A 24,791-nucleotide genomic window follows, 5' to 3' on the forward strand; every position below is an offset into this window, starting at 1 on the left:
CCATTTGGTCACGTGTCAATGGATTTCGGGACCTTAGAGATTGCTTCGGACCACCGCTCCCTGGGCGATAACTGTGCTCACCTTTTCGAGGGCGCTACCGTCGGACAGGGGGTCGGCGTCGACAATCACGACGTCGGCCAGCGAACCGCGGACCAGTCGACCGACGGCGTCGCCCCGGCCAAGCAAGCGGGCCGCGTTGGTGGTCGCCGCCTGAAGGGCCTCCAACGGAGTGAGCCCCGCCTCGGAGAGAAGCCGGACCTCAGTGCCGATGGGAGTGACATCCGTGCCGAACGAGTCGGTTCCCGCGATGATCGTCACGCCGGCGTCCTTGGCCGCCCGCACGGCAGCCTGGAGGATAGGCGTGTACTCCTTGCCGCGGGCCGCGAGGATCGGGTTGGAGGAGGTGGCCATGCCGGTGATCGCGTCCATCGTTGGCGTGAAGTACGTTCCGCGCCGGGCCATCTCGTGGATGGTTGCCTCCGTCATGAATACACCGTGCTCGATGCTGCGGACACCCGCGCGGACCGCGCCGTCGATGCCCTCCGCGCTGTAGGCGTGGCACAGCACTCCCGCGCCCTTCGCCGATTTTACGATCGCGCCGATCTGGTCCACGTTGTAAACGAGTTCGCGGGGATCCTGCTCGGGAATGCCGGCGCGAGGGTTGGCGCGGGTCTTGATCACCTCGGCCCCGCGCTTGAGGTTGATGCGGGTGAGGTAGGCCAGGTCCTGGGGTTCCTTGACTCCACCCTTGAGCGTGGCAAGCGGGGCGAGGTCGGGATCGGCCAGCAGCGAGTCACCCTGGTCCGGTGAGATGAACAGGCCTGCCGGTGTCATGCGCGGGGTGACGCCGGGAGCCCACGAAGGGACCGCGGCCATGGCGATGTCCTGGTAGAAAGTGCTCGATCCGCTGCGGACGCTGGTAGCGCCGCCCTGGAGGAGGAGCCGCGCATCGGCGAGGGCGTTGGCGTGGACGTGCGCATCCACCAGGCCGGGGAGGACCCAGCGGCCCGATGCGTTGAGCACCCGGGCACGCTTTGCGACGGCGGCAACGGCCTTCCGGGTCTCATCACGGCTGCCGACGGCGGCGACTTTCCCGCCGTCGAGGACCACCACTCCATCCGGGACGGCATCGCCGGTCTTAGGGTCGACGACGGTTCCGCCCTCGATGATCACGGCCTGCGTTGGGAGGGGGCTACCCGCGTAGTTGGGTCCGTAGTTGGGGTTGTCTGCCAGGGCTGGGGGAGCGGAAACCATCTGTGCGGCGATGCCTGCTACGGAGATCCCGGCCAGGGCCGCCGCTCCGGCGAGGATGCCGCGGCGGGGCAGCTCACCTTTGGGTGTGGGTGCTGAGGTGTGGTCGTGAAGGCACATCGTTGTACTCCTGGGGAAGGAAACGCCGGGTTCCAATAAAGACGGTTCCCGGCTTTTGGTATTCCAGAATGCCCTAGGAGTGGCGGGTTAGGCAAGACAGGGCGCGTGATGACCACACCTCAGTTAAACGTTTGGTATGCCAAAGGCGGCTATTCGTCGCTGAGGAGCTGCTCCCGGAGGATGTCGGCGTGCCCGCAATGCTGTGCCAGCTCCCGGAGCATGTGCAGATATACCCAGCGCAGCGGCAAGGGCCCGCGGCGGTTTCCCAGTACTTCGTCATCGATGTCCAGATGTGCCGCCGCCCGACGGGAAGCCTCGCAGGCTTCCAAGTGGGCCTCTTGAATGGACTTGATGGTGTCCGAATTGTCCAGAATGAAGGACTCGTCCGGAGTGAGGGGAATGCCGATCTCGGTGCGGGATCGGCGGGTGATGGCTTCGTCGAACCACACCTTCTCCACGAAGGTCACGTGCTTCACCAAGCCCAGGAGGGTCGTGCGCGAGGGGACCAACCGGCGTCGTGCTTGTTCCTCGGTGAGCCCGTCCAAACTGGCGGTCAGTGCCTTGCGGTGCTCGTCAAGGAATGCCTCGAACTGCGTGCGGATGTCTTCGGTGATGACATCCTCGGTGGAAGCTTTATATGCGGTCATTGGAAAACCACCTTTCCGTCGTCGTCGATCCGCCATCCGGGGTTGAACGCAATCTCCCACACGATGCCGTTGGGATCCTTTACATGGCCGTGGAAGATGCCGCCGAAAGCGCCGGCCTGCGCGGGTTTGAGCACGGTGGCGCCTGCGGCCTTGAGTTGGTCGATGGTGCTGGAGACCTCCTCCTCGCTGCCCACGTTGTGCGAAAGCGTTACGCCACTGATTCCGGACGTTGAAATGCCGCCGCCGAGGTCCTGGTCGAATTTGTCGGCATCGAACAGGCCGAGTACTTGGCCCGGCGCGATCTGGAAGAAGATGATCTCCCCGGGGACGTCCATGAGGGGCTCCCAACCGAGCCCGACCTTATAGAAGGACCGGGCCCGGTGGAGGTCCGGCGTGGCGAACGTAATGAAATGCAGTCGCTGATCCATACCGCACATGCTAGCGAGGGGGTACGACGGCGGAACTCAGCCCAGGTGCTGCCGCGTGCCGTTGAGGTGGGATGCCGGGGCGTCGAAGAGCGCCGAGATGTGCTCGGCGAGCTCGTTCACGTGGGTGTATCCCGGGAACTTGCGGTGCGGGGCGGCTTCCTTCATTGCGTCGTCCAGCAGGGCCTTGACCACGAAGACCACGGCAGCGGAGGTTTGCTCCACGGGCTCCGTTTTGTGGCCGGACTGGGCAGCATTGAAACCGTCCGCCACGCCGAGGACCCATGCTTCGGACGCGGCCTTGATGGCCGAGTAGCCCGCGCCGCCCGCTGTGGGCTTGGCAGCGCTCGTGGCGGAAACGATTGCGAGCCTGCCACGCGGCGAGGCCTCCAGATCCGGGTAGAAAACGCGGGAGGTGTTCCGGAGGGTGGTCATGATGCTCATGTGCAGGACGTCCCAGTCTTCGTCCTTCTGGCCGGTGATTCCTTCGCCGCCCCGCCAGCCACCCACGAGGTGGACAAGGCCGTCGACGGAGCCAAGATCGTTCCTCACCGACGCCGCAAGCTTTTCCACGGATTCGAGGTTGGCCAGATTGCAGGTGTAGGGGGTGATGCCCTCATGTGAGGCGGCCAATGCCTCCAGTTTCGCTGCGTCCAGATCCACGGCTGCCACCCGGGCTCCCTTGGCGAGGAGCGCAGCCACCACCGCTTGTCCTGCGGCGCTCGTCGATCCGGCAACCACGACGTTGACGGGTGTGGTCTGTTCGGTGCCGGCCACGTCGTTGTGGTCATTCGAGATAGGCAAAGCGATTCCTTCCAAACGGTTAACGTGTTCTTGAAGGAGCGTACCGAGGGCTCGGCGGCGCTTATGGGAAATATGGGTGAGCATAAGGATTTCTCTTGCTCGGGGAGTTTGTGCCCGCCTAAGCCGTGACCCGTAGTTGGGTGTTGAGGGGCAGTCAGCGACGGTGGGAGGATGAACCTGTGCAACCCTTCTTCGATTTTCTTGGACACTACTGGTGGCTCATCTTTCCCATCGGCGGCATGGCCGGCGGTTGGGCCAGGCAATGGTCCCGGGCCAGTGAACAGCGCCATCGACGCAAGGTGGAGCTGTACAAGCTGAAGAACCAGCAAGCCGTCACTGAACAGGCCAGCCAGGCCGAGGTGGCTGCGCTGATGGCCGCCCACGATGCCGTGAACCACAAATGGTTGGACTACGAACTCGATGTCGGAAAGCTCATCGACTACCCCCTCATGAGCGATGTCCGCGAGCCCCTCACCGTTGCCTTCCTGCGCGCCAAGAAGGAGGCTGACGGACTGCGCCCTTCCGCTGCTTCGGAAATCACGACGGCGGCGCGGCTCGCCGAGTACCGTGCGGCGGTGCACAGCTACGAGATTGCCTTTGAAGTGGCTGAGCACGAAGCGAGGCGCATCAAGGACGGCAACTTCACCGGCCCCGAACGCGAACGCCTTGCCACCGCCAGGAAGCTCCTGCGCATTGCCGAGGACATTGCCGCGACCCCCGCTGAGCGGCAGACGGCCTACAAGCGTGCCCGCAAGGAACTGGACGGACTGATTGTCTTGCCCGAAACCACGGTCGCCGCACTCGAGGAGAAGATCGCCGGGATGATCAGTGCCCGGAAGGACCCGGACACGGACGCTCGGATCGCTTGAGGCCGGTGGGTGTAGCCTCCCGACCTTCTTTCATGGAAGAACGGCCACTCCGCAACTGCAGCTGGTTGCGAAGTGGCCGTTCGCTTGTGAAAACGGGTCGGGGAGGTACGGGCCCTAACCCCGGCCCATGCTGGTGGACGGATCCTCTCCGCCCTCGGATGGGTCTGCGCGCAGCGCGTCGGGATCGCCCTCGGGTAGGCCTGCCGGCCCGGGAACGTCTCCGGAAGCTGCCGGCACGTCCTGGTCGCCTTCGCGGTCCTGGTTGATGTCGCTGTCGGTGACGCCCGTGTCGTGATGAGCGTGCTCCTCGTGCGTTTCACCATGGCCGTCCACGGCGAAGGAGCGCTCGTCGGCTGTCTCCGGAGAGGGCTGGCCATCTGCCGGTGAGCCGTGGCCTGAGGTGTGCTTCGCCTGTTCCTCGGGGGTCTCGGAATCGTTGGCGTTCGAGCCTTCACTCAGCGAGGAGTGGACGTGGATGTCGTCTGCCTTCTCGTTGGGATCCGGGACGCTCTCTTTGTTAACTGGATCCGACGTGCCGGCCAGATCTTCCATTGCGTTTTCGGCTGCCTTGTGGATGCTCTCTTCAATGCCCATCAGATAACTCCTTTGCACCATTGGTCCTGTTGGGACACTCGCACTACAATAGTAAGCATACTTAGTTATTGCGCAAGGTGACAGTAGCCTGGAGTTGACAGATGCCCTTGAGATGATTCGTGAAACCGCAGGTCAGCCCCCGCCGTCTTGCACTTTGTACCGGTGATCGTTGGAGGATAAGGTATCTTCAGACCGTTTTGCAGAGGGCGGCAATTTTCGCTCCTTTGCTGTAGGCCAGGGACGCTTTTCAGTCATTAGGAACACGTCACATGGTCAACCCCCGCCCCGAACAGGAAGCTCTCCAGAATGGATACTTTCTGGATCTTGTCCTGGGTAGCGAAGATGTCGAGGCCTTCCTGGCGGACTTGGCTGCATTCTCCGCCGAAAGTCTTTCGAACCCTGGCCCTGTCTTCTGCGGCGTCACTGTCCTGCGCCGAAAGCGGGCTGCAACGGCGGCCAGCAGTGACGACCGTGCCCGTCTCATGGACGAACTTCAAAATACGAACGAGGGTCCATGCCTCACGGCCATGGATGAGCTGACCCCGGTATTGGTTCCGGATCTGCTGCGCGAGAACCGCTGGCCGCAGTACGTTGAGGCTGCCTCCAACCAAGGCCTGCGCTCCATCCTCAGCGTCCCGCTCCTCGTGGAGGGTGATACCCGCGCGGCTCTGAACCTGTACTCCGAGCGGCCCAATGCCTTCACGGAAGGTGACATTGAGCGGGCGGAAGTCTTCGCGTCCCACGCCTCCAAGTCGTTGCGGCTTGCCCTGAAGATCGCCCAACTCAGCGATGCCCGGAACGATCTCGCCGCGGCAATGCAGTCGCGGACCATCATCGACCTCGCCGTGGGGGCCATCATGGCGCAGAACCACTGCAGCCAGGACGAAGCGTTCACCATCCTGCGCACCGCATCCAGCAACCGGAACATCAAGCTTCGGCACTTGGCCCAAACGATCATCGCGGCCGTGTCATCCGGGAAGGTTACGACGCACTTCGAGGAGTAGGCCCCCGACTGCAGCCACGTTTCGTGACCCGAGGCAACCATGCACCAGACTGGGGTAGGTGACCAACAAGAACTCCCGGCCCGGCCTCGCAATCGCTGCCCTCAGCATCGGCACAGCGCTCAACCCGCTGAACTCGTCCATGATTGCGGTCGCCTTGGTGGTGCTCCGGGAGGACTTCGCGCTCGACGTCGCAACGGTCACCTGGGTGATCACCGCGTTCTACCTCGCCTCTGCTGCCGGCCAACCACTCATGGGCAGGCTTGCCGACCGCTTTGGGCCGCGTCGGCTGTTCACTTTCGGTATGGCCCTCGTGGCGGTGACGTGCGCCATCGCGCCGTTCCTTCCGAGCTTCGCGCTGGTTTGCGTGGCCCGCGCACTGATGGCGGTGGGAACAGCGACGGCGTACCCGTCCGCCGTCGTCATGGTCACCGAGCTGAGCCGCCTGGCCAAGGTGCCGACCACCCGGCCACTTGGCCGGATCCAGATGGCCAACACCTCCGCTGCGGCTATCGGGCCGGTGGTCGGCGGACTCCTGGTGAGCCTCTTCGACTGGCAGGCCCTGTTCATGATCAACGTTCCGCTCGCATTGATCGCGCTGTTGGTCGTGCAGAAGACGGCACCCGCCGACGCCGGACGGGAGACCGGCTCGCTCGGGAAGCTCATCCGCGACTCCGACATTCCGGGCATCCTCGCGTTCGTGCTCTCCCTGATGCTCGCCATGATGGCGCTGCTCAACGTCATGCCGGCCTTCCGCTGGTACCTGCTCGGCGCGGCTGTGGTGATCGGTGCCCTCTTCGCATGGCGTGAACTGCGGTTTAGCCCGCCTTTCCTGGACCTTCGGCTGCTGGGCAGGAACCGGCCGCTGCTGCTCGTCTACCTGCTGTTCGTGGTGTTCAGCGGGGTCTACTACTTTGCGTTCTTCGGCCTTCCGCAGTTGCTCCAGGAAGCAGGAAATTACGACGCCGGGCTGGTGGGCCTGCTCATGCTTCCCCTGGCGTCCATGTCGGTCTTGGTGACGCCCTTGACGGTGCGGCTGATCGAGCGGTTCGGCGTCAGGACCGTCCTGATTACGGGGGTGCTGGTGCTGACCTTGGCGTCGGCAGGCCTCGGCTTGCTGACATTTTCCCTATGGCCGCCCCTGGTCCTGGTGCTCACCGCAGTCATGGGTGTCCCGTACGGCGCCGTGAGCACGGCCTCGAACCAGGGCTTGTACGTCTCGGCGCGGCCTGAAGAACGCGGTGTTGCCGCCGGGATCTTCCAGACCTGCCGTTACCTTGGCGCCATCACGGCCACCGTACTCATAGGGGTGTTCTACGGTCCCGGCGTGAACCAAGCCAACTGGGGCCTGATGGTTCTGGTAATGCTCGCCCTGAGCCTGGTGGTCATTGCGCTCTCGGTGATGTGGCGGAAGCCCGCGGCAACCTGAACCGCTTAGGCATGACCTAGTCCGGCATGACGCGGACGCTGATCTCGGGCAGCTTCTCGATGATCCGTCGCGGGATGTTGCCGTGGAAGGAGAGCCACAGGATGTTGCCGCTCAGCGTGACACTCTCCACTTTCCCTTTGTCCAGCAGTTCCCCATGATCGTAGATTTCGACGTTCCGGCCCCTCAATCCCGTCCAGTCAGTCGCAATAACCCAACCAACCCCCGGCTCTGCGGCAGCCTTGGTTTCCCGTATTCCAGTCATGAGTCATCCCTCTTTTGCACGTGAGTCTTTTCAAGTCAGTGCTGCAAAGGGCTGTTTCGTGACGGCGCCGATTCGGGGCCGGCCTTAGCTGAGGATCACCAGTTCCTGCGTAGCCCTTGTCATGGCGACGTAGCGGTCCACGGCTCCCTCGATGCCGCTTCCGAACAGCTCCGGCTGCACCAGGACCACCAGGTCAAACTCCAGCCCCTTCACCAGCTCAGGCGCCAGCACGCGGATGCGTGGCGAGGCCGGGAGCGAGGCCGGTCCGACGTCGTGCCTGGCGATAACGCAAGCAACGCCGTCAGCGTTGCCCGCAAGCCAATCGGTGAGTATCGACCGCAGCTCGGAAACGCCTCCGTTCCGGACGGGCACTCCGCTGGACCGGATGGAGATGGGAACGTTGGCGTCGGGGAGGGCGGCTCGGATCACGGGCTCGGCCTCCGCCATGACTTCCTCGGCCGTGCGGTAGTTGATGGTGAGGCTCGTCTGGTTGATGTTCCCCAAACCGACGTGCTCCAGCCGTTGCTTCCATGACTCGTGGAAACCGTGCCGGGCCTGGGCGCGGTCGCCCACCACGGTAAAGCTTTGCGAGGGGCAGCGTTGCAGCAGCATCTGCCACTCGGCGTCGGTGAGTTCCTGTGCCTCATCCACCACCACGTGGGCGAACGGGCCGGCCAGCACATCGGGGTCAGCCACGGGTACATCCTCGGCGAGCTTCTCCTGCATGTCCCCGCCACGAAGCATGGACATGACCATGAGCTCGGAGTCGTCGGCCGCGATGAGGTCCTCCACCACGCGGTCCATGAGTTCCTTCTCGGCTGCTGCCGTTGCCCGCTGGCGCCGCCTGTTCCTGGCGGCTTCGGGATCGCCCAGCCGTTGGCGGGCCGCATCGAGGAGCGGGAGATCGGGGATGGTCCAAGCGTTGGGTTCCTTGCGTAGGAGCATCCTTGCCTCATTTTCTGCGAGCCAGGGTGCGCACACTTTGAGGAATGCCGGGACCCGCCAGAGATCAGCCACCAGCTCGGCATAATCCAGCAGCGGCCATGCTTTGGTGAACTCTTCCCTCAGCTCAGAGTTCTGCGCGAATGCCCTTCTGAGGAGGTCCTCGGGAATCTCCTCGGTATCGAACCTGTCCAGCAGGATGGCCACCAGCTCGTCCCAGACTTCCTCGCGGGCCTCGTTGTGCGGGGTGCCAGGGCTCGGTGCGTTGAAGGCCTCGGCCCAGTCCTCCACGCTCAGCCGGACATCGGCCCACGGGGTCTCGACCTCCAGGCCCTCCTTGGGCGGCTGTTCGTAGAACCGGACCGCATTTTCGATCGCCTTCACCATCTCCTTGGTGGATTTCAAACGCACGACGGCGGCGTCCGGCTCAGGCGCCGCGGTGGCTCCTTCGGGAACCAGGTCAGCGATGGTGCACGTTTGCACACCCTCCTCGCCCAGGCTGGGAAGGACGTCCGCGACGTAGTTCAAGTACGGGCGGTGGGGGCCGATGAACAGCACTCCGCCGCGGCGATGGCCCAGCCGGGGATCGGAGTAGAGCAGATACGCGGCGCGATGCAAGGCGACCACCGTCTTACCGGTGCCGGGACCGCCGTCGACCACCAACGCACCACGGGAGGAGGCCCGGATGATCGAGTCCTGGTCGGCTTGGATGGTGCCGAGCACATCGCGCATCTTGGAGGAGCGGCTGGTTCCCAGACTGGCGATGAACGCAGAGAGGTCCTCCAGCGCTGCCGTGTTCTGGTTGTTGTCCTGCGCGAAGGACTCATCCCAGTAATCGGTGATGCGGCCGCGCGTCCACCGGTACCGACGACGGCTGGCCAGACCCATCGGGTTGGCGTGGGTGGCACCGAAGAACGGTTCGGCAGCGGGGGAGCGCCAGTCGACGAGGAGGCGGTTGCCGTCGCTGTCAGTGAGGCCGAGGCGACCAATGTAGAGGGTTTCATCATCTGCTGTGGTGACGACGCGGCCCAGGCAAAGATCCAGGCCGAAGCGCTTCAGGGCTTTGAGGCGGCTTGTGAGCCGGCGGGTTTCGACATCCTTTCCAACGGCTTCCTGGCCGAAGCGGGTTGGCGCTTTCTTGATGGCTTCGAGCTGGCCTTCGAGGTCCGCGATCGTTTCCTCCAAGCTCGCGGCGATGGCTGCGAAGTGCTGTTCGTCCGTGGTGATGAGGGAAGGATCGGCTTTGGGGGAGAGGTGCTCGGGCAGGTTGAAGGCACTGGTTGCGAGTGGCATGGGAGCTCCTTGGTCCGGATTCAGCTCCCCATTGTGCAGCAGCCCCTGGGCCTTGCGGCAAGGCCCCCAGTGCCGTATAGATTGAAAGTGAGGAGAGGCGTTCGCCGCCTGCTCCGCCGATCCGACGCCTAGCTGCACGCAAGGCCGTGCGCGACGTCGAATGCGCAGCTAAGCACCGAAACGGCGAACAACATCCGGGCGCGAAGTTCCTTAGAGGGTGGCGATGACGCCCAGAACGAGCGGCACCACCACAAAGAGGATCGTAAATACGATGCTGATGGCCCGCCCCTTGGGACTTCCCACGTTCACTGTGAGGCCGATGCCCGTGCCAGGCCGTTTAGGGACCAGAACGCGTGCGTCAGCCGGGTTGTTGTAGAGGATCCCGACGATCCATAGTTTGTCTTCATTCTCTTCCAACGCAGTGGGTTTGATTCCCTGACCCAGCGCCGTCCTGCGCGCCCACCGGGAGGACGAGGCATACGAAACGGGAATAGCGCCGAGAATGAGCGCAGTGAGAAGGAGCGCCGGCCACAAAGGAACACGATCCGGGTTCGCCCATCCTGCCACGGTGAAGAATCCTGATAGGACGGCGATCAGGAATGACGTGCAGCCCAAGGCCGCGATGGTGCCACGGATCAGGCCTTCCTGCCGGTGGAGCTCCCAAGCGCTCGGTTCCTGGTCTGGAACCACCATCTTCGGCAAGGCAGCGGTGACCAGGGCCAGAAGCACGCTGACTCCGGCAGCCACCAAGAGGGGGAAGTAGGCCGTGCCAAAGGTCTTCGGGGACCATGCGTCGGGGCTCCCGTTTGGTCCCCAGTGGGTTGGGATCGTGTCTGGCAGCGACGGGTAGACGGTGGTTCCATAGGCGAAGCAAGCTGCAAGGACAAGGACCGGTAGGAGATGGAGCAGCCAGACCAGGCTGCGTCCGCGCTTGGTTCGAGTTTCAGTTGCCCCCATCATGAAGCTCAGCCTAGCCCGAGCGGGACGAGCGGATCGCCGAAGACAAGGAATAACGCTGGTGACGGGCGGGCCGCGCAGGTCTAGGTCCATAAAAAGAAACGGGACCCTGGCCGAAGCCAAGGTCCCGTTTTACGTTTCCAGCAAAAGCGTTAGCGGTTCAGGAACTCCGCGTGCTGCCGGTGCGCTTCGGCGACCTGCTCGCGGATCTTGTCCACGTCCTTCGCCTTGTTCCGGTACTTCAGCGGCATCTGCACGATCTGTGCTTCCTCCGCGGTCAGTGCACGGTAGATGCGCTCGCGTTCGGCGGCGTCGGCGGTGTAGTCCAGGTCCAGATAATCGACGGCGTGGCGACGCGCGTTGTTGATGGCGGTTTGGGCTTTGCCGGCGGGGCTGAGCAGCGAGAGGATCACGGTGATCACCAGGGTTCCGCAGATCACGCTGAGCGAGAGGCCCGTGGTGATCTCGATGACGTTGACGTGTTCGCCGCCGTTGATGAACGGCAGGTTGTTCTCGTGCAGGGCGTGGAGGATGAGCTTGACGCCGATGAACGCCAGGATCGCGGCCAGCCCGTAGGACAGGTAAATCAGGCGGTCCAGGAGTCCGTCGATCAGGAAGTACAGCTGGCGCAGGCCCATCAGCGAGAAAGCCGTTGCCGTGAACACGACAAAGACGTTTTGCGTGAGGCCGAAGATTGCCGGAATTGAATCGAGTGCGAACAAAATGTCCGTGCCGCCGATGGCCACCATTACCAAAAGCATCGGGGTTAGCGCACGCTTGCCGTTCACAACCGTGAAGAGCTTGTCGCCGTCGTACTTATCGGTGGTGTGGAAAAGCTTTTTGGCGAGCCGGATGATGAAGTTGTTCGCTTGATCGTCCCCGTGGTCGCCGGGTTTGAGGAGGTTTCCGGCGGTGAGCAGCAGGATCAGGCCGAAGAGGTAGAACACCCACGCGAACGAATTGATCAGCGCCGCGCCCAGGAAAATGAACCCTGTCCGGGCGATCAGCGAGAACACGATGCCGAACAGGAGGACCTTTTGCTGGTCCTCGCGCGGGACGCGGAAGCTGGCCATGATGATCAGGAAGACGAAGAGGTTGTCCACGGACAGGGCCTTCTCCGTGATGTAACCGGCAAAGTATTCCGAGCCCATTTGGGCGCCGCCGAATATCAGGACAAGAATGCCGAAAAGGACGGCCAGGCCCACGTAAATGGACGACCAAATGGCCGCTTCCTTCAATGAGGGGACGTGGGCCTTGCGGATGTGGAAGAAATAGTCGAACGCCAGCAGCGCAAGAATAACGACAATTGTGAGACCCCAGATAAGGGGAGAGACGGTCATGTGATCCTGCTTTCGTGGGGGGCGAGTAACTCAGCGAGGGTCAAAAACTCTTTCTACAAACCTACCGGGTTGGGTGGTGCGGTGTCGGATCGGCGGCTGCTGTGGGGGTACGACGGCGGCCGGTCGAGTTGCCTGGGTGGCGTGGTTTGCGTTCCCGGGAGCATGGGGTAGCATCGTTATTATCAACTTGATAATAACGATGGGAAAGATCATGGATGCCCTGCTCGATTGGATGAACTCCGCGGCTGTTCCGAACCTTTTCGGCAGCCCTGTGAGTTGGATTGAAGTCATCGGATTCGTCACCGGAGCTGCCTGCGTTTACGGCGTCGCCCGCCAGAAGCTGTGGAGTTGGCCGGTCGGCATCGTGAACAACCTCGCGTTCATGGTCTTGTTCCTGGGGGCCGGGCTCTACGGCGATACGGTGCTGCAGGTGATCTTCGGCGTCGTCGGCGCGTACGGATGGTTCAACTGGGTTCGCGGCAATCGGAATACTGCGGCGAAAGACGATCTTCCGATCCGCGACGCGAGCGGCCGCGAAATCATCTGGGCCGTCGGGATCACTGCGGCTGCCACCGCGCTGGTTGGTCTGATGCTCGCACTGGAAACGAATTCCACCGTGCCGTGGCCTGACGCATTTATCCTTGCGGCCTCCCTCGTTGCGACGTGGGGCCAGGCGAAGAAGATCCTCCAGCAGTGGTACGTCTGGATCATTGTGGATGTGGTCTCCGTCCCGTTGTACTTCGTGAAGGGGCTTACGCTCACCGGCATTCTCTACATTGGCTTCCTGGCCCTCTGCGTTTATGGCCTGATCGACTGGAAGCGCGTCCGCCGGGTTGAGGCCGAGGCTAAGGCATCTGCCGAAGGAGCGCTGGTATGAGCGGCTACGGCACTGGACTTGTCATCGGGAAGTTCTATCCTCCGCATGTGGGCCACCGGCACCTGATCGAAGTTGCAGCCGCGGAGTCGGAGCGGGTGCTTGTTGTTGTTCTAGGCAGCCGGTTCGAATCGCTGACCATGGAGGAACGTGCAGGGTGGCTCTCCGAGGAGTTCGCCTCGCACCGGAACGTTGAGATTCTCACACAGGCTGACGATTGCCCGGTGGATTACGATTCGGACGAGATGTGGAAGGCCCACGTTGAATTGATGCGCTCGGTATTGAAGGGCGCTGGCGTGGGCAAGGTTGACGCTGTGTTCACCTCCGAGATGTACGGTTACCAACTCGCACAGGCCTTCGGTGCGCAACACGTCGTCGTCGATCCTGAAAGGCGCGCGCACCCGGTGAGCGGGACGCTGTGCCGGGAAGACCTCAACGCGGCGTGGCCGCACATCATCGAACCGGCAAGGCAGGGTTTGGCTACCCGGATCATCGTGGTTGGCGCGGAATCCACCGGAACCACCACCCTGACCCGCGCGCTGACCGATCACTACCGGAGCCAATTTCCCACCATTGAGGATGTACCCGAGTACGGTCGCCTGCGGACCTACGAGAAGCTCGACGAGTTGCGCCTTCGCAATCCGAGCGCGGGCGTGGAGGACCTGGTGTGGACCACTGATGATTTCGATCGGATCGCCAAACGCCAGAATGAGCTGGAGAATGCTGCTGCGTCCCAGTGCCCACTGGTGATCGCCGATACCGATTCGTTGGCTACCGTGCTGTGGGAACGCCGGTACATGGGGCCGTACAGCTTTGGCTCTGCGGAGGCGGCCGGCAATTTACCGCGGCGGGACATCTACCTGCTGACGGACCACGATGGTGTCGAATTCGAGGACGACGGGGTCCGCGACGGTGAGCACATCAGGGCAGACATGACGGAGTGGTTCAAGGATGCCTTGACCTCGGCCGGGCACTCCTGGGTTCTGGTCACCGGCAGTCATGAACGCAGGATGGCTACGGCTACGAGGATCATCGACCTCATACTGGAGCAACGGTCCACATTCACCTCCCCGCCGTGGGCCACGCGGACAGTCCTGACAGGAGCCACGGCTTGAACAGCGAAAAGAACTTCCTGGCCTCGTACCGGCCCGAGGACTATCCGGCAACCGCCGTCACTGTGGATCTCGTTGTGCTGGCCGTGGCGCGGGGTGCGCTCCACGTTGCGCTTGTTCGGCGCGGGGAGCATCCCTTCAAGGACGCCCTCGCGCTCCCCGGCGGCTTCCTTCACCCGGATGAGGATGCCCTCCACGCAGCCTGGCGGGAGTTGGCCGAAGAAACGGGGATGGCTCTGCCCTCGCCGGAGGCTCATGTTGAACAGCTCGCGAGCTACAGCGCGCCGGACCGGGATCCCCGGATGAGGATCGTCTCGATCGCACACCTGGTACTACTCGCCACCGACGGCAACACGCTTCCTCCGCTCTCGGCGGGGTCGGATGCGGCCGGAGCAGAATGGTCGCCGGTTCACAAGACACTCAAGGGTGAGCTGGCCTTCGACCACTCTGCCATCCTTCGCGACGGCCTGGAGCGCCTGAGCGGCAAAATGGAGTACACGCTGATAGCGGCGCGGCTGCTGCCGGAGACTTTCACAGTGACCCAGCTCCGTACCGTTTACGACGCCGTTTGGGACACCTCGCTGCCGGCGGGCAACTTCACGCGCAAGATGATGCCGCAGCTTCACGACACGGGCCAGAAGGTACGGGCAGCAACCGGAGGTGCGCCGGCGGCGTTGTTCAGCGCGACTGACAAGCACATCCATCCACCGTTGGCGAGGCCCGCGGGTGCGCGGGGTAGTGCCGCGGGGGCCGGCTGATCAGACGAGGGCGGTCATCACATTCCAGCCTTCGCCAATCTTCTTCCGTGGTTCGAGGTGCCGACTTCCTACGCCTGGGTAGAGCCACAAATCGCCGTTGGTGTCCCGGGCGATGATCTGCGAATATCCTTCGTAGTTGCCGTCGAACCGGCCCGTGGCGATGATCGCCGTCATCACGTTCCAGCCTTCGCCGACCTGCGTTCGTGGCAGCCAGCCGCCTTTGCCGTCGCCCGGGTAGAGCCAGAGTCGCCCGCTGGTATCCCTTGCCAGGACGTCCCGCTTGCCGTCTTCGTTGAAATCACCGCGACCGATGAGGGCAGTCATCACGTTCCAGCCTTCACCGATTTGAACGCGAGGATGCCAGCCGCCCCTGTGGTCGCCCGGGTACAGCCAGAGGCGTCCCTGCGCGTCACGTGCAATCACATCCGGGCAGTAGTCGCCGTCGAAATCACCGGGGCCCATGATGGAGGTCATGACATTCCAGCCTTCACCGACCTTGGTGCGGGGCTTGAGTTGCCCGTAACCACCTGGGTAGAGCCATAGATCGCCGTTGGTATCGCGGGCAAGGAGATCGTCCGTGAATTCGCTTTGGAAAGGACCCGGACCGATGATCGCGGTCATAACGTTCCAGCCCTCGCCCATCTTGAAGCGCGGCTTCTTCCAGCCGCCGCGGCCGTCTCCCGCGTAGACCCATAGATCCCCTGCGGTGTCCCGCGCCAGGACATCGTGGAAGTAGCCACCGTTGATGTCCACGTAGTCCCAGTTGTTTAGGGCACGGCCGGTTGGTTCGTTTGCCTGGGCCGGGGGAGCCGCTGAGCCGAAAATCAGGGCTGCAGCTGTGGCCAGGATTATCCCGAGGCGCCCCGTGGTGGGCGTCCCCCGGCGGACAGGCATACTCGGATTCGATCGGTTCGTCACTGCTACCCCCATTAGCAACACAGCCATCACACGATGCAGGGGAGCTTAGTCCGATCGGGGTGCTTTTGATAGGGCCTAGTCGACGCTGACCAGCACCTGGTCGATGCGTTCGATCAGGCCGGGCCAGCCGTTGCCCATGCCCTCAATGGCCGCGCGGCCCATCGGGGCGTCCAGGTTGAAGCCGGCGTGCTCGAAGTGCAGGATCGTTCCGTCCTCGGTGGCTTCAAGCGCCCAAGTGATGGTGGTGTCCAGGGTGCCTTCTGCGAAGAGGAACGTGATCGATTTTCCGGGTTCGACGGCGGTGACCTCGCATTGCTGCTGGCCCCAACCACCCATGTCCATGGTGAAACGGTGGCCGACCACAGGGGCCATGTCACCGGGCGCCCACCACTTGGCGAGGAGATCCGGCGTCGTAAGCGCTGCCCAAACGGCCTCGGGGGAGTGGCGGTAGGTGCGCTGCAAACGGATGGCGTTCTCGGTCATGGGTTTTCCTTATCAAGTAGTTCGCCCAGCGCGTAGAGCCGCTGGTTCCAATATTGCTCGTAGTGCTTCAGCCAGCCGCTGACTTCCTGGAGGCCCGCGGCTTGAAGGTGGTAAATCCTGTGCCGTCCCTGCCGCTCCTCCCGGATCAGCCCGGCTTCCTTCAGGACGGTCAGATGTTCCGACGCCGATGAACGGCTGAGTGCCAGGCGTCCCGTCAGTTCCCCTGCGGTCAGGGGACCGGAAAGGAGACTGTCGAGGATGGTGCGCCGCGACGGGTTCGCGAGGGCACCGAAGATGTCGGGAAGCACGTGATAATGGTATGTCGGAAATTTCCGAAATGACAAGCGGGGTCCGACATCATCTCCCAGCACATCTCGCGGAACTCGGACTTGAACCCATGGATATTGCGCTTCGTCATGAAACGTGCGCCCGTGCCACTCCGTATGTAAACCCCGTCTGGGCGTGACGATTCAGCAAGAAAATGGTGAGGCCCTGTGAACGCATGGCTCTGGGCATTGGTTGTTCTGGCTGTACTGTCTGCTTTCTTCGTGATGGCGTCCATCATCTGGGGCATCTTCGACGTAGTTCGGGATAGCAGATTGGATGAGATGGCGAGAGCTCTTTGGGTACTGCTTCTATTCGCAGTTCCGCTGTTTGGCATCATCGCCTGGCTGTACATAAGACCGCGGCTACGCACTCAGTTCGACGGGCTCAACCTGACTAAGACGTTTTGAACCCTTGCGGGGGCTATGAAGCACCAGTATCTCGAGTCTCAGGCGATAGGTCCGGACGGTCCCGTGGGGCTGCGCTGGTATCGGCCGGCAATCACCCGGCGGGTTCCCGGGCCGACGCTGGTCTGGGCGCACGGAGGAGCCTTCTTCGGCGGCGGAATCAAGCAGCCCGAAGCGCACGATGTTGCCCGGGCTCTTGCGGATAGAGGGGTGGCTGTTGTCACGGTTGACTACCGTCTGGCGCCGCTTCCCGGGGTGCACTGGGCGTTCAAGGGAGGTGCCCGGCAAAGGGAGCGGTTTCCGCGTCCGATGGAAGACCTTCTGACCGCGCTGCGACACGGGAGCGATGAGTCTACTGGCGGCTTGGTCCTCGGGGGAGCGAGTGCGGGAGCGTGCTTGGCTGCCTCCGCGGCGTTGCGAACCCTCGAAATGGACCTGAACCTGGAGGGTGTGATCCTTGCGTACGGCTTCTTCCATGCCGTGCATCCTCGGTCGGCGGAGATCCGACGGCGGGTACGCGGCCACCGCCGGCTAACGCACTCCCGATGGGTGCTCAATGCGGTGAACCGAAACTACGCAGGGACGGCGGCGGCGCTGGCTGACCGTTTGGCTTTTCCTGGAGGCCACGATCTGCATGGGTTTCCGCCCACCCTCATGATCAATGCAGATCGCGACGGTGTACGTGCTTCGGGTGACCTGCTCGCGGGGGAACTTCGGGCGGCGGGGGTGGAGGTTGAGCACCATGTTTTGCCTGGGGCTCGTCATGCGTTTTTGAATAGGCCTCGGCTTGAGGAGTTCGGGGTGGGAATTGAGTTGATGAGGGCGTGGTGTTCGGAGGTAGGGGAGTCGACGTCGGCTGCTGGTTAGCGGGCTTGGTTTAGCGGACGACAACTGCGGTGACTTCGTCAGTAGCCTGCCCGGGTTCGGTTTCTTGTTGGCGCGTGCAGAGGCTGGCGTGATTTCTGACAGTAAAAAGAGGGCGAAGTGTGGGACCACACGGGTCCCACACTTGCTTATAAGTTAGCCCTCAGTGGGTGCGAGAGAAGGCTCGCTCGTGCCGCTACTTGGTCACGTGGACCACGACAGCCTTGCTGATGGCCTGCTCCATGCCTGGGTTATCGATTCCGGTGACCGTCCAGTTGCTGAGCAACAGAACAGTCTTGCCGGTATCCGCGTTGTAAACGACTTTCTTGAAGCCGAGCGCCTTCAGTTCGTCGTCGAGAGCCTCAGCATTCATTCCGGCCACGTTCGCCGGAATGACCGCCGTCGCAGCCACTGTTGTTGGGATCGCCGCTGCTGGCGTCACAACTGCCGCTGGCTCGGGCGCTGCTGTCACAGTCGCTGTCGCTGTAACTGTCGCCGTAACAGTTTGTGTGACTGTGGGCACGGCTGCAGGCGTGCCCGCGCATCCGGCGAGGGCCAAGCACGACACAGCAAGAGCAAGGATGGACTTCTTCAAATTTTTCCCCATTTCAATTCCGGCGGAGTAATCCTGCCGTCCCCCATTTCGCTCACGGAGTGTGAACACCATGGAAAGTGTAAGGTTCAACAAACCGGAGGCATATTTGTTACGTCGGCTTCAATGCAAGCCCGTCGCCAGGGGGAAATCTGGTCCGTGCCACGACCACTTCACCCTCTGAAGGACGTCGCAAGTGATCCCTCCGGGGCCGTTTGGCGGGACTTTCTGACACAAACAAGCATCCTCCTTGCCAATATCTTAAAGACATGTAGTATCCGATTACCGAGCGAAAGGCTCGGAGCCTTGGGGAGCATTAATGGGGGTACTAATCGACACAGCGTCGTGACCATTTGGCAGGTTTACTGTCAATCATCCAAGGCAATTCCCTCGCATCACACCCATTCGCACTGAATTTCTGCGCCCAAAAACCGGCGCTGAAAGGACCCTCATGAGTCAAAATCCTGAAGAATACAGGCCGCCAAACCCTCCCGGTGGCTTCACTCCACCGCCCGGCTCAGGGGGATATCAGAATCCTCCGACTGCGGGGTATACCCCGGGCCCGGCACAGCAGGGCTATCAATCACCTCAGCCGCCGTACCAGCAGATTCAACCTCCTGCACCGCAAAAGTCGTTCCTCGTGACGTGGATTCTTTCCTTGCTGGTAGGAGTCTTCGGTGTAGATCGCTTTTACCTGGGCAAAATCGGAACAGGTATTGCCAAGCTGTTAACGTTCGGAGGCCTGGGGGTCTGGGCGCTCGTTGACCTCATACTCGTCCTGGCGAACAAGCAGACTGACAAATACCGGAGGCCGCTTGAAGGGTACGACAAGCACAAGGTTGTCGCACTCATTGTCACGGCGGTATTTATCGTGGTCAGCCTTGCATTTAATGCAACACGGAGTGCATCAACCACGCCAGCAGCAGTCCCTGTTCCAACCACTTCATCGTCGGCCAAGGCGGACCCGGCAGCGCAGTCGTCGGCGACGGCCTCCTCCGCTCCCAAGCCCTCCTCCACCCCGTCCGCTGCAAAGACAACACCTCCGCCCGCTCCCGCGGCACCAAAGGTGGCGACGCAAACATTTAATGGCGTTGGCGACGATATCGTGACAGCTTCCCTCTCCGGGGAACCTGCAATAGTGACGTTTACCTGCAACCCGTGTAGCAGCAACACAGTACTAAAGACGAACGGTCGCGACAGCCTCCTTGTTAACGAGATCGGTTCCTACACCGGGAGCCACATTATTGACATGACGACCGGCTCAACGACTTCGGAGTTCACAATCAACGCCGAAGGTACCTGGTCGCTAACGGTGGCAGACGTGTCCACCATTCCCACAACCAATGGACCTGTCACAGGTCATGGCGACCAAGTGGTCCTCCTGGGCGGAAAGTCAACCAAGGCTGCAATCACCTACGTCGGCGAGAGGAACTTCGTCGTAAAGGGATACGGCGGAAGTCGTACTGAGCTAGCGGTGAACACCATTGGGTCCTACACCGGCACCGTAAAGTTGACGGGACCGGGGTTCGTCCAAGTGACATCGAGCGGCGACTGGACGATCACTCCGGGATAAGGCAGTTCCTGGTTTAGGGAGGCGGTTGACGGCACCACCTGTGCCCAATCAGCCGCCTCTTTAGACGACTGTTTCTCCTTTCCGTAGACGTCTTCACATTCTTGGTAGCTTCAAGCACCGTTGGTGTTTGAAGTTTTTTTGTAACGGCGGGAAGGACATCATTGATGTCGCAGAACGAGATGTTCGTGACTCTTGTTAGAGTCTGACCATGACCAGCGATCTCCGCCAATCCGCAGCGAAGCTGACTGACGTTTGTCGAATTATTTTCCGCGATGAATCACATTGGATCGAAGCGGATGGTTATCCCGATAGTCTTGCCCTCTGCATCATCGACTCAATCTTCTCGACCGGGTCGCACTATACAAGCGTCGTGAACGTCGTGACCGCCTACCGCAAAATGAGGCGTGCTCAGGGTGGCGACCCTAATACGGACGGTGCGACGGAACTGCTGGCCTCATTCGAGTCTGCTGGTGGGAGCGCGGGCTGGGCGGAGGCAGTGAACAACCGCAAGCCAGCGCATACGGGTTCCGGAGCGCTTCTAAAGGCTGAGGTAGTTTACCGAGCGGCGCTGACGCTCGCGTCTCTCGAAGGCGGCACGGTTGAGACCGCTGAGGACGTGCGGCGAGAGTCCCTTATTGATCCAGAGCTGAAAAGGATCAAGAAGGCTTGGCTCCGTCTCCCGAGCCAGTCCTCCGGAGTGACCTTCAATTACCTTTTGATTCTTGTGGGACTTCAGTCCGTAAAACCTGACCGCATGGTAATCCGTTTCATTGAAGAACATGCCGACCTCGGCGAGCGACGACTCAATCCGAAGGAGGCGGCGAGTCTCATCTCCTTGGTGGCAACGCTGTATCCCACTGAAGCCCGGAAACTCGACCATGTGATCTGGAGGCACGTGTCTGGTCGGGAAGTCTTTCGCACTGTCCAACCGGACATAAAGACTCGGACGGACGCCGGACCTATGGCTGGGTTGTCTGCTGTTGGGGACGTTTGATGTAAGCGGACGAGCCCGGTTCCCGGAATTCAATGCCACGAAATTCCGAGGCGAGGCCTTGTATTGCCAGCTGAAGAGCAAGCTGCAAGTCTCTAAGGAAGAAGGCGTAGAAATCTGGATCCGAATGGCTGTCTTCAAGGTAGTGGTGACAGGCCGCCGTCATCTTAGATAACCCTTCATGGGCCTTCGAGTTCGGGCGAACTTGATCTACCGAGTATCGAACGCGGTCGCGCATATCGACCACGCTGAGATTTGCCCGTTTATAGTCGTCCAATGCGCGAGCATGCGGAATCTCGACTGGGATCCCGATTGCTAAAGCCCGACGATGTTCGATATCCCAGATGAGGTGCCGAAGAACGCGCATCTCATTGTGCCGCTGTTGCAACGCAAAGGTCCCATAGGCGATTCCAACGGTCATGACGGCGCCGATCACGGCAACAACGACGTCTGCCCAGAAGCTATCCCACATTCGGTAAACCTAATCTAGAAACACACGTTGGTGCTGTTTGTGACAGATCACCGACCTGCACGGTGGGCCCTAGCCGGTGCCGGTTGGTGGATGTCACACCTGCCCCATACCCTGGCGCAATGAACACATTTGATGGGGGAGTCGGCCCGGGAGTGCTGCCAGAGGGACTATACGAACTTCTGCACACATCGGGTATTGAGTCGAAGTTGTCACTATTGCCGAATTTCGAAGCCGTAGTAAGTGCCGTCGACCCGGAAGACAGCCCCGACGTTTTGTCGCGACACGTTGCTGAAGTCGTGAAAGATGCACTCGCAGCCGCCAAGCCGGAAGATCGCGTTGCACTGGCCAACCGGCTCCTGGCTCAAGTTCAGAATGACAACCCGATCACGCCCGGCCCGCAACAACTGCTGTCATTGCACCGGCCTGACGCATTGAAGCGGCGCCGACTGCGACGACCCACAACAAAGCTCAGTGACTCAGCTCTGCTCACAAACGGGAAGGACGACCCCAACCTCGCCGCGGAGCTCAGAACGGAGATTGAATCGGCAAACACCGTAGACCTGCTTTGCGCTTTCGTGAGGTGGACAGGCTTGAGGCTGCTTGAGCCTGCCCTTGAGCAGCTGAACGAGCGTGGCGTGAAGTTCAGGGTCATCACCACCACCTATATGGGCGCCACCGAACGTCGGGCGATCGACGAACTCGTCAGGCGCTATGGCGCCGAGGTGAAGATCAGCTACGAAACCCAGGCCACCCGACTTCACGCCAAGGCTTGGCTCTTCAGGCGACACACAGGCTTTGACACTGCGTATGTAGGTAGCTCGAACCTTAGCCAAGCAGCCCTCTTGGACGGCCTTGAATGGAACGTCCGTCTGAGTTCCGTCGCCACGCCGGAGCTGCTCAAGAAGTTCGAGGTCACCTTCGACAGCTACTGGGAGCAAAGGGCTTTTCAGTCCTACGACCCAGATCGCGACGGCGCCAAGCTCGACGCGGCACTGGAACGCAATGGCGGGAAGCGAACGGCCGCCCCGAACACCATCACCGGGCTTGAGGTCGTGCCATTCCTGCACCAAGAAGAAATGCTCGAAGACCTGGAAGCGGAAAGGTCAAAAGGGTTCAACAAGAATCTTTTGGTAGCAGCGACAGGTACAGGTAAGACGGTTATTGCCGCCCTCGACTACAAACGCCTGTGTGAAGCGGCAGGCAGGCAGTTGTCCCTGCTCTTTGTGGCTCACAGGCAGGAAATCTTGAAACAGTCCCTGGGCACATATCGGAACGTCATGCAGGACGGCGCTTTCGGTGAACTCTACGTCGGCGATCACAAACCCCAGCAATGGACACAAGTCTTCGCGTCAGTGCAGTCGCTGGCCTCCCTTGGAGTCCAGACCTTCGACGCCGACCAGTTCGACGTCGTCGTCATCGATGAGTTTCACCACGCGTTGGCACCTACCTATCGCCAACTGCTTGAGCACTTGAAACCTCAGCAGCTCCTTGGACTAACGGCAACGCCCGAGCGTGGCGACGGCGGCAACGTCGCCAAGGAATTCTTTGAGGGAAGAACGGCCAGCGAGCTCCGTCTCTGGGACGCGCTGGACGCCGATCTCTTGGTCCCGTTCCACTACTTCGGGGTCTCGGATGACGTAGATCTCAGTCGGTTGGAGTGGAAACGTGGCAATTACGACACCGCTCAACTAGACCGGCTGTACACGGGCAACGACGCTCGCGCGGCGAAGGTCATCCGTGAACTTCGGGACAAAGTCGTCGGCACTGAACACATGCGGGCGATCGGGTTTTGTGTATCGGTACAGCATGCCCATTACATGGCCGGGGTGTTTAACGACGCCGGCATACGCTCGATTGCGGTTGACGGCGGTACGGACGAGGTTGCGCGTGCAGACGCTCTGAACCAACTGCGTTACCGCGAGATCAACTGCATTTTCGCCGTCGATATATTCAACGAGGGTCTGGATATTCCCGAGGTGGATACCATCCTTATGCTGAGGCCCACCCAGAGCGCCACGATCTTCTTGCAGCAGTTGGGCCGTGGCTTGCGTCGTGCGGACGACAAGGCCGTACTCACGGTCCTGGACTTCATCGGCCAACAGCGGCGTGAGTTCCGTTTCGATGTGCGTTACAGGGCTCTTACTGGATATGGACGTAAACAGCTCGAAAAGGCCGTAGAGGAAGAATTCCCGTACCTTCCCTCAGGATCCCAGATCGTGCTGGATCGTGTTGCACAGAAAGTAGTGCTGGACAACATCAAGGCCCAGCTCCGCTTCAACCGGAATCAATTGGTCAGCGACGTTGCGTCCTATGGGGAAATCGAGCTCGCCTCGTACCTGAGGGAGTCGGGCAACGACATGAAGACGATTTACCGCTCCACACGTGACTCCTGGACGGGATACCTCCGCCAAGCTCAACTCATTGACGGGTTTTCTCCCCTTGAATCGGTTCTCAAAGGTATCCATCACGATCGCTCCAGTGCTGAGGAGAAGAAGCTCCTGGGACGGATGGCTGCCCTCATCCACGTTGACGATCCGGAACGGGCCGAGGCGTATTCCATGCTCGTTGGTGCCGATGCGCCCCGCTACGAGGATCTAGGCGCCCGAGAGCAGACGTTCGCAAGGATGCTCTTCTACACACTTTGGGACGACGGCGGAGGTTTCAAGACGTACGACGACGGTCTGGACCACCTTCGTGCCTACGGGTTCGTTTGCAATGAGATCAGGCAAATCGTTCGTTTGGGACTTGCGTCCTCCAAGCACGCGGCCAAGGGCCTGGGCGCTGGGCTTCAGCACATTCCCCTGTTGTCGCATGCAACGTATCGACGCGAAGAAGTTCTCGCGGCGCTTCAGTATGGCTCGCTGGAGCAAGGGAAGAACGTGCAGCACCGCGAAGGTGTGGCATGGTGTCCAGCGACCGCGACAGACGCCTTCTTCGTGACCCTGAACAAGGACGATCGGAAGCACTCCCCGACGACGATGTACAAGGACTATGCCATTAGTCCCGAGTTGTTCCACTGGGAATCGCAGAACGCCACGTCGCCTACCAGTCCAACTGGCAAGCGCTACCTGGACCGTCGAGCACAGGGGTCACAGGTGGTCCTCTTTACCCGTGACACCGCTGAAGACGAGACCGGCCTGACAGTTCCGTATACATGCCTCGGGCAGGCGGACTACGTGCAGCATTCCGGTGAAAAGCCCATCGCAATCACGTGGAGACTCCATCGCCCGATGCCTGCCGATGCGTTCGCCACTGCTGCAGCCGTCGCGAAATAGTGCCTGCTCAACGAGCGCTTCGAACGGACGCGATCGACAATTCAGCAGCCCTGGAACGCCCCTGAGATTTGAGGGATGCACCGGTAATGTAGCTTGGGCCGCCAAGAACGGATAACTGCGCTTTGCGCATGCGATCGTTGAACTCACTCGACCGTTCGGGACGCCTGGAGGGTCGAGACTGAAGGTGATGTCGCCGTTGTCGTTGTCTTCGAGG

At 61.4% G+C, this 24,791-nt stretch carries 25 protein-coding genes; 11 read left to right on the forward strand and 14 right to left on the reverse strand.

The window, feature by feature from the left end:
• Positions 1 to 33: 33 nt before the first annotated feature.
• The 4 genes from ACIPY2_RS08615 to ACIPY2_RS08630 all read right to left on the reverse strand — a co-directional run bounded on the left by ACIPY2_RS08615 (position 34) and on the right by ACIPY2_RS08630 (position 3,247).
• Positions 34 to 1,371: an amidohydrolase family protein gene (locus ACIPY2_RS08615; RefSeq protein ID WP_400265960.1), complete on the reverse strand. Its 1,338-nt coding sequence runs from the start codon at positions 1,369 to 1,371 to the stop codon at positions 34 to 36.
• 149 nt (positions 1,372 to 1,520) lie between these two features.
• Positions 1,521 to 2,018: a DinB family protein gene (locus tag ACIPY2_RS08620; RefSeq protein ID WP_400265961.1), complete on the reverse strand. Its 498-nt coding sequence runs from the start codon at positions 2,016 to 2,018 to the stop codon at positions 1,521 to 1,523.
• Positions 2,015 to 2,446, reverse strand: coding sequence for a VOC family protein (locus ACIPY2_RS08625; RefSeq protein WP_400265962.1), 432 nt, complete (start codon positions 2,444 to 2,446; stop codon positions 2,015 to 2,017). The genes ACIPY2_RS08620 and ACIPY2_RS08625 overlap by 4 nt, the downstream gene beginning before the upstream one ends.
• A gap of 36 nt (positions 2,447 to 2,482) precedes the next feature.
• The gene (locus ACIPY2_RS08630) at positions 2,483 to 3,247 is read right to left on the reverse strand and encodes an SDR family oxidoreductase (RefSeq protein ID WP_400265963.1); all 765 of its coding nucleotides are present in this window, start codon (positions 3,245 to 3,247) and stop codon (positions 2,483 to 2,485) included.
• 179 nt (positions 3,248 to 3,426) lie between these two features.
• Between ACIPY2_RS08630 and ACIPY2_RS08635 the strand changes: the two genes are divergently transcribed.
• Positions 3,427 to 4,116: a hypothetical protein gene (locus ACIPY2_RS08635; protein ID WP_400265964.1), complete on the forward strand. Its 690-nt coding sequence runs from the start codon at positions 3,427 to 3,429 to the stop codon at positions 4,114 to 4,116.
• Positions 4,117 to 4,230: 114 nt separating this feature from the next.
• Here ACIPY2_RS08635 and ACIPY2_RS08640 read toward each other — a convergent pair whose 3' ends face one another.
• Positions 4,231 to 4,710 carry a hypothetical protein gene (locus ACIPY2_RS08640; RefSeq protein ID WP_400265965.1) on the reverse strand — a complete coding sequence of 160 codons (480 nt, stop codon included), beginning with the start codon at positions 4,708 to 4,710 and terminating at the stop codon, positions 4,231 to 4,233.
• Positions 4,711 to 4,979: 269 nt separating this feature from the next.
• On the opposite strand from ACIPY2_RS08640, the gene ACIPY2_RS08645 reads away from it, so the two are divergent.
• The gene (locus tag ACIPY2_RS08645) at positions 4,980 to 5,714 is read left to right on the forward strand and encodes an ANTAR domain-containing protein (RefSeq protein ID WP_400265966.1); all 735 of its coding nucleotides are present in this window, start codon (positions 4,980 to 4,982) and stop codon (positions 5,712 to 5,714) included.
• A gap of 58 nt (positions 5,715 to 5,772) precedes the next feature.
• Entirely contained in the window at positions 5,773 to 7,140 is a 1,368-nt protein-coding gene (locus ACIPY2_RS08650; protein ID WP_400265967.1) for an MFS transporter, read from the forward strand.
• Positions 7,141 to 7,156: 16 nt separating this feature from the next.
• Here the strand turns inward: ACIPY2_RS08650 and ACIPY2_RS08655 are convergent, their stop codons facing one another.
• The 4 genes from ACIPY2_RS08655 to ACIPY2_RS08670 all read right to left on the reverse strand — a co-directional run bounded on the left by ACIPY2_RS08655 (position 7,157) and on the right by ACIPY2_RS08670 (position 11,934).
• Entirely contained in the window at positions 7,157 to 7,402 is a 246-nt protein-coding gene (locus ACIPY2_RS08655) for a hypothetical protein (protein WP_400265968.1), read from the reverse strand.
• 84 nt (positions 7,403 to 7,486) lie between these two features.
• Positions 7,487 to 9,637, reverse strand: coding sequence for an RNA polymerase recycling motor ATPase HelR (gene helR, locus ACIPY2_RS08660; protein ID WP_400265969.1), 2,151 nt, complete (start codon positions 9,635 to 9,637; stop codon positions 7,487 to 7,489).
• A 210-nt stretch (positions 9,638 to 9,847) separates the two neighbouring features.
• The gene (locus tag ACIPY2_RS08665) at positions 9,848 to 10,597 is read right to left on the reverse strand and encodes a DUF1648 domain-containing protein (protein ID WP_400265970.1); all 750 of its coding nucleotides are present in this window, start codon (positions 10,595 to 10,597) and stop codon (positions 9,848 to 9,850) included.
• 149 nt (positions 10,598 to 10,746) lie between these two features.
• Positions 10,747 to 11,934, reverse strand: coding sequence for a TerC family protein (locus ACIPY2_RS08670; RefSeq protein WP_400265971.1), 1,188 nt, complete (start codon positions 11,932 to 11,934; stop codon positions 10,747 to 10,749).
• 199 nt (positions 11,935 to 12,133) lie between these two features.
• Here ACIPY2_RS08670 and pnuC point away from each other — a divergent pair, with 199 nt between their 5' ends.
• The 3 genes from pnuC to ACIPY2_RS08685 are packed head-to-tail and all read left to right on the forward strand — an operon-like array spanning position 12,134 to position 14,678.
• A complete protein-coding gene (gene pnuC, locus ACIPY2_RS08675) occupies positions 12,134 to 12,811 on the forward strand; it encodes a nicotinamide riboside transporter PnuC (protein WP_400265972.1) in 678 nt (225 codons plus the stop codon).
• On the forward strand, positions 12,808 to 13,923 hold the full coding sequence (locus tag ACIPY2_RS08680; RefSeq protein WP_400265973.1) for an AAA family ATPase: 1,116 nt from the start codon (positions 12,808 to 12,810) through the stop codon (positions 13,921 to 13,923). The genes pnuC and ACIPY2_RS08680 overlap by 4 nt, the downstream gene beginning before the upstream one ends.
• A complete protein-coding gene (locus ACIPY2_RS08685; protein ID WP_400265974.1) occupies positions 13,920 to 14,678 on the forward strand; it encodes an NUDIX hydrolase in 759 nt (252 codons plus the stop codon). The genes ACIPY2_RS08680 and ACIPY2_RS08685 overlap by 4 nt, the downstream gene beginning before the upstream one ends.
• Here ACIPY2_RS08685 and ACIPY2_RS08690 read toward each other — a convergent pair whose 3' ends face one another.
• From ACIPY2_RS08690 to ACIPY2_RS08700, 3 genes are all read right to left on the reverse strand, one after another.
• Complete coding sequence (locus tag ACIPY2_RS08690; protein WP_400265975.1) at positions 14,679 to 15,572, reverse strand: FG-GAP repeat domain-containing protein; 894 nt, start codon at positions 15,570 to 15,572, stop codon at positions 14,679 to 14,681.
• Positions 15,573 to 15,671: 99 nt separating this feature from the next.
• Positions 15,672 to 16,079, reverse strand: coding sequence for an SRPBCC domain-containing protein (locus tag ACIPY2_RS08695; protein WP_400265976.1), 408 nt, complete (start codon positions 16,077 to 16,079; stop codon positions 15,672 to 15,674).
• Entirely contained in the window at positions 16,076 to 16,387 is a 312-nt protein-coding gene (locus tag ACIPY2_RS08700) for an ArsR/SmtB family transcription factor (RefSeq protein WP_400265977.1), read from the reverse strand. The genes ACIPY2_RS08695 and ACIPY2_RS08700 overlap by 4 nt, the downstream gene beginning before the upstream one ends.
• Positions 16,388 to 16,630: 243 nt before the next feature.
• Here ACIPY2_RS08700 and ACIPY2_RS08705 point away from each other — a divergent pair, with 243 nt between their 5' ends.
• Entirely contained in the window at positions 16,631 to 16,813 is a 183-nt protein-coding gene (locus tag ACIPY2_RS08705; protein WP_400266215.1) for a PLDc N-terminal domain-containing protein, read from the forward strand.
• 15 nt (positions 16,814 to 16,828) lie between these two features.
• Entirely contained in the window at positions 16,829 to 17,677 is an 849-nt protein-coding gene (locus ACIPY2_RS08710; RefSeq protein ID WP_400265978.1) for an alpha/beta hydrolase, read from the forward strand.
• A gap of 193 nt (positions 17,678 to 17,870) precedes the next feature.
• Here ACIPY2_RS08710 and ACIPY2_RS08715 read toward each other — a convergent pair whose 3' ends face one another.
• Positions 17,871 to 18,146, reverse strand: coding sequence for a hypothetical protein (locus ACIPY2_RS08715; RefSeq protein WP_400265979.1), 276 nt, complete (start codon positions 18,144 to 18,146; stop codon positions 17,871 to 17,873).
• Between the two features lie 571 nt (positions 18,147 to 18,717).
• Here ACIPY2_RS08715 and ACIPY2_RS08720 point away from each other — a divergent pair.
• On the forward strand, positions 18,718 to 19,839 hold the full coding sequence (locus ACIPY2_RS08720) for a TM2 domain-containing protein (RefSeq protein ID WP_400265980.1): 1,122 nt from the start codon (positions 18,718 to 18,720) through the stop codon (positions 19,837 to 19,839).
• A gap of 208 nt (positions 19,840 to 20,047) precedes the next feature.
• Positions 20,048 to 20,833 carry a hypothetical protein gene (locus ACIPY2_RS08725; RefSeq protein ID WP_400265981.1) on the forward strand — a complete coding sequence of 262 codons (786 nt, stop codon included), beginning with the start codon at positions 20,048 to 20,050 and terminating at the stop codon, positions 20,831 to 20,833.
• Here ACIPY2_RS08725 and ACIPY2_RS08730 read toward each other — a convergent pair.
• On the reverse strand, positions 20,799 to 21,302 hold the full coding sequence (locus ACIPY2_RS08730; protein ID WP_400265982.1) for a hypothetical protein: 504 nt from the start codon (positions 21,300 to 21,302) through the stop codon (positions 20,799 to 20,801). The two genes, ACIPY2_RS08725 and ACIPY2_RS08730, sit on opposite strands and share 35 nt — an antisense overlap.
• A 119-nt stretch (positions 21,303 to 21,421) precedes the next feature.
• Between ACIPY2_RS08730 and ACIPY2_RS08735 the strand changes: the two genes are divergently transcribed.
• Positions 21,422 to 24,577, forward strand: coding sequence for a DUF3427 domain-containing protein (locus ACIPY2_RS08735; protein WP_400265983.1), 3,156 nt, complete (start codon positions 21,422 to 21,424; stop codon positions 24,575 to 24,577).
• Positions 24,578 to 24,791: the final 214 nt, after the last annotated feature.

The sequence above is a fragment of the Paenarthrobacter sp. NPDC089675 genome (genome assembly GCF_044749185.1).
In the GTDB taxonomy this organism is placed as follows: domain Bacteria; phylum Actinomycetota; class Actinomycetes; order Actinomycetales; family Micrococcaceae; genus Arthrobacter.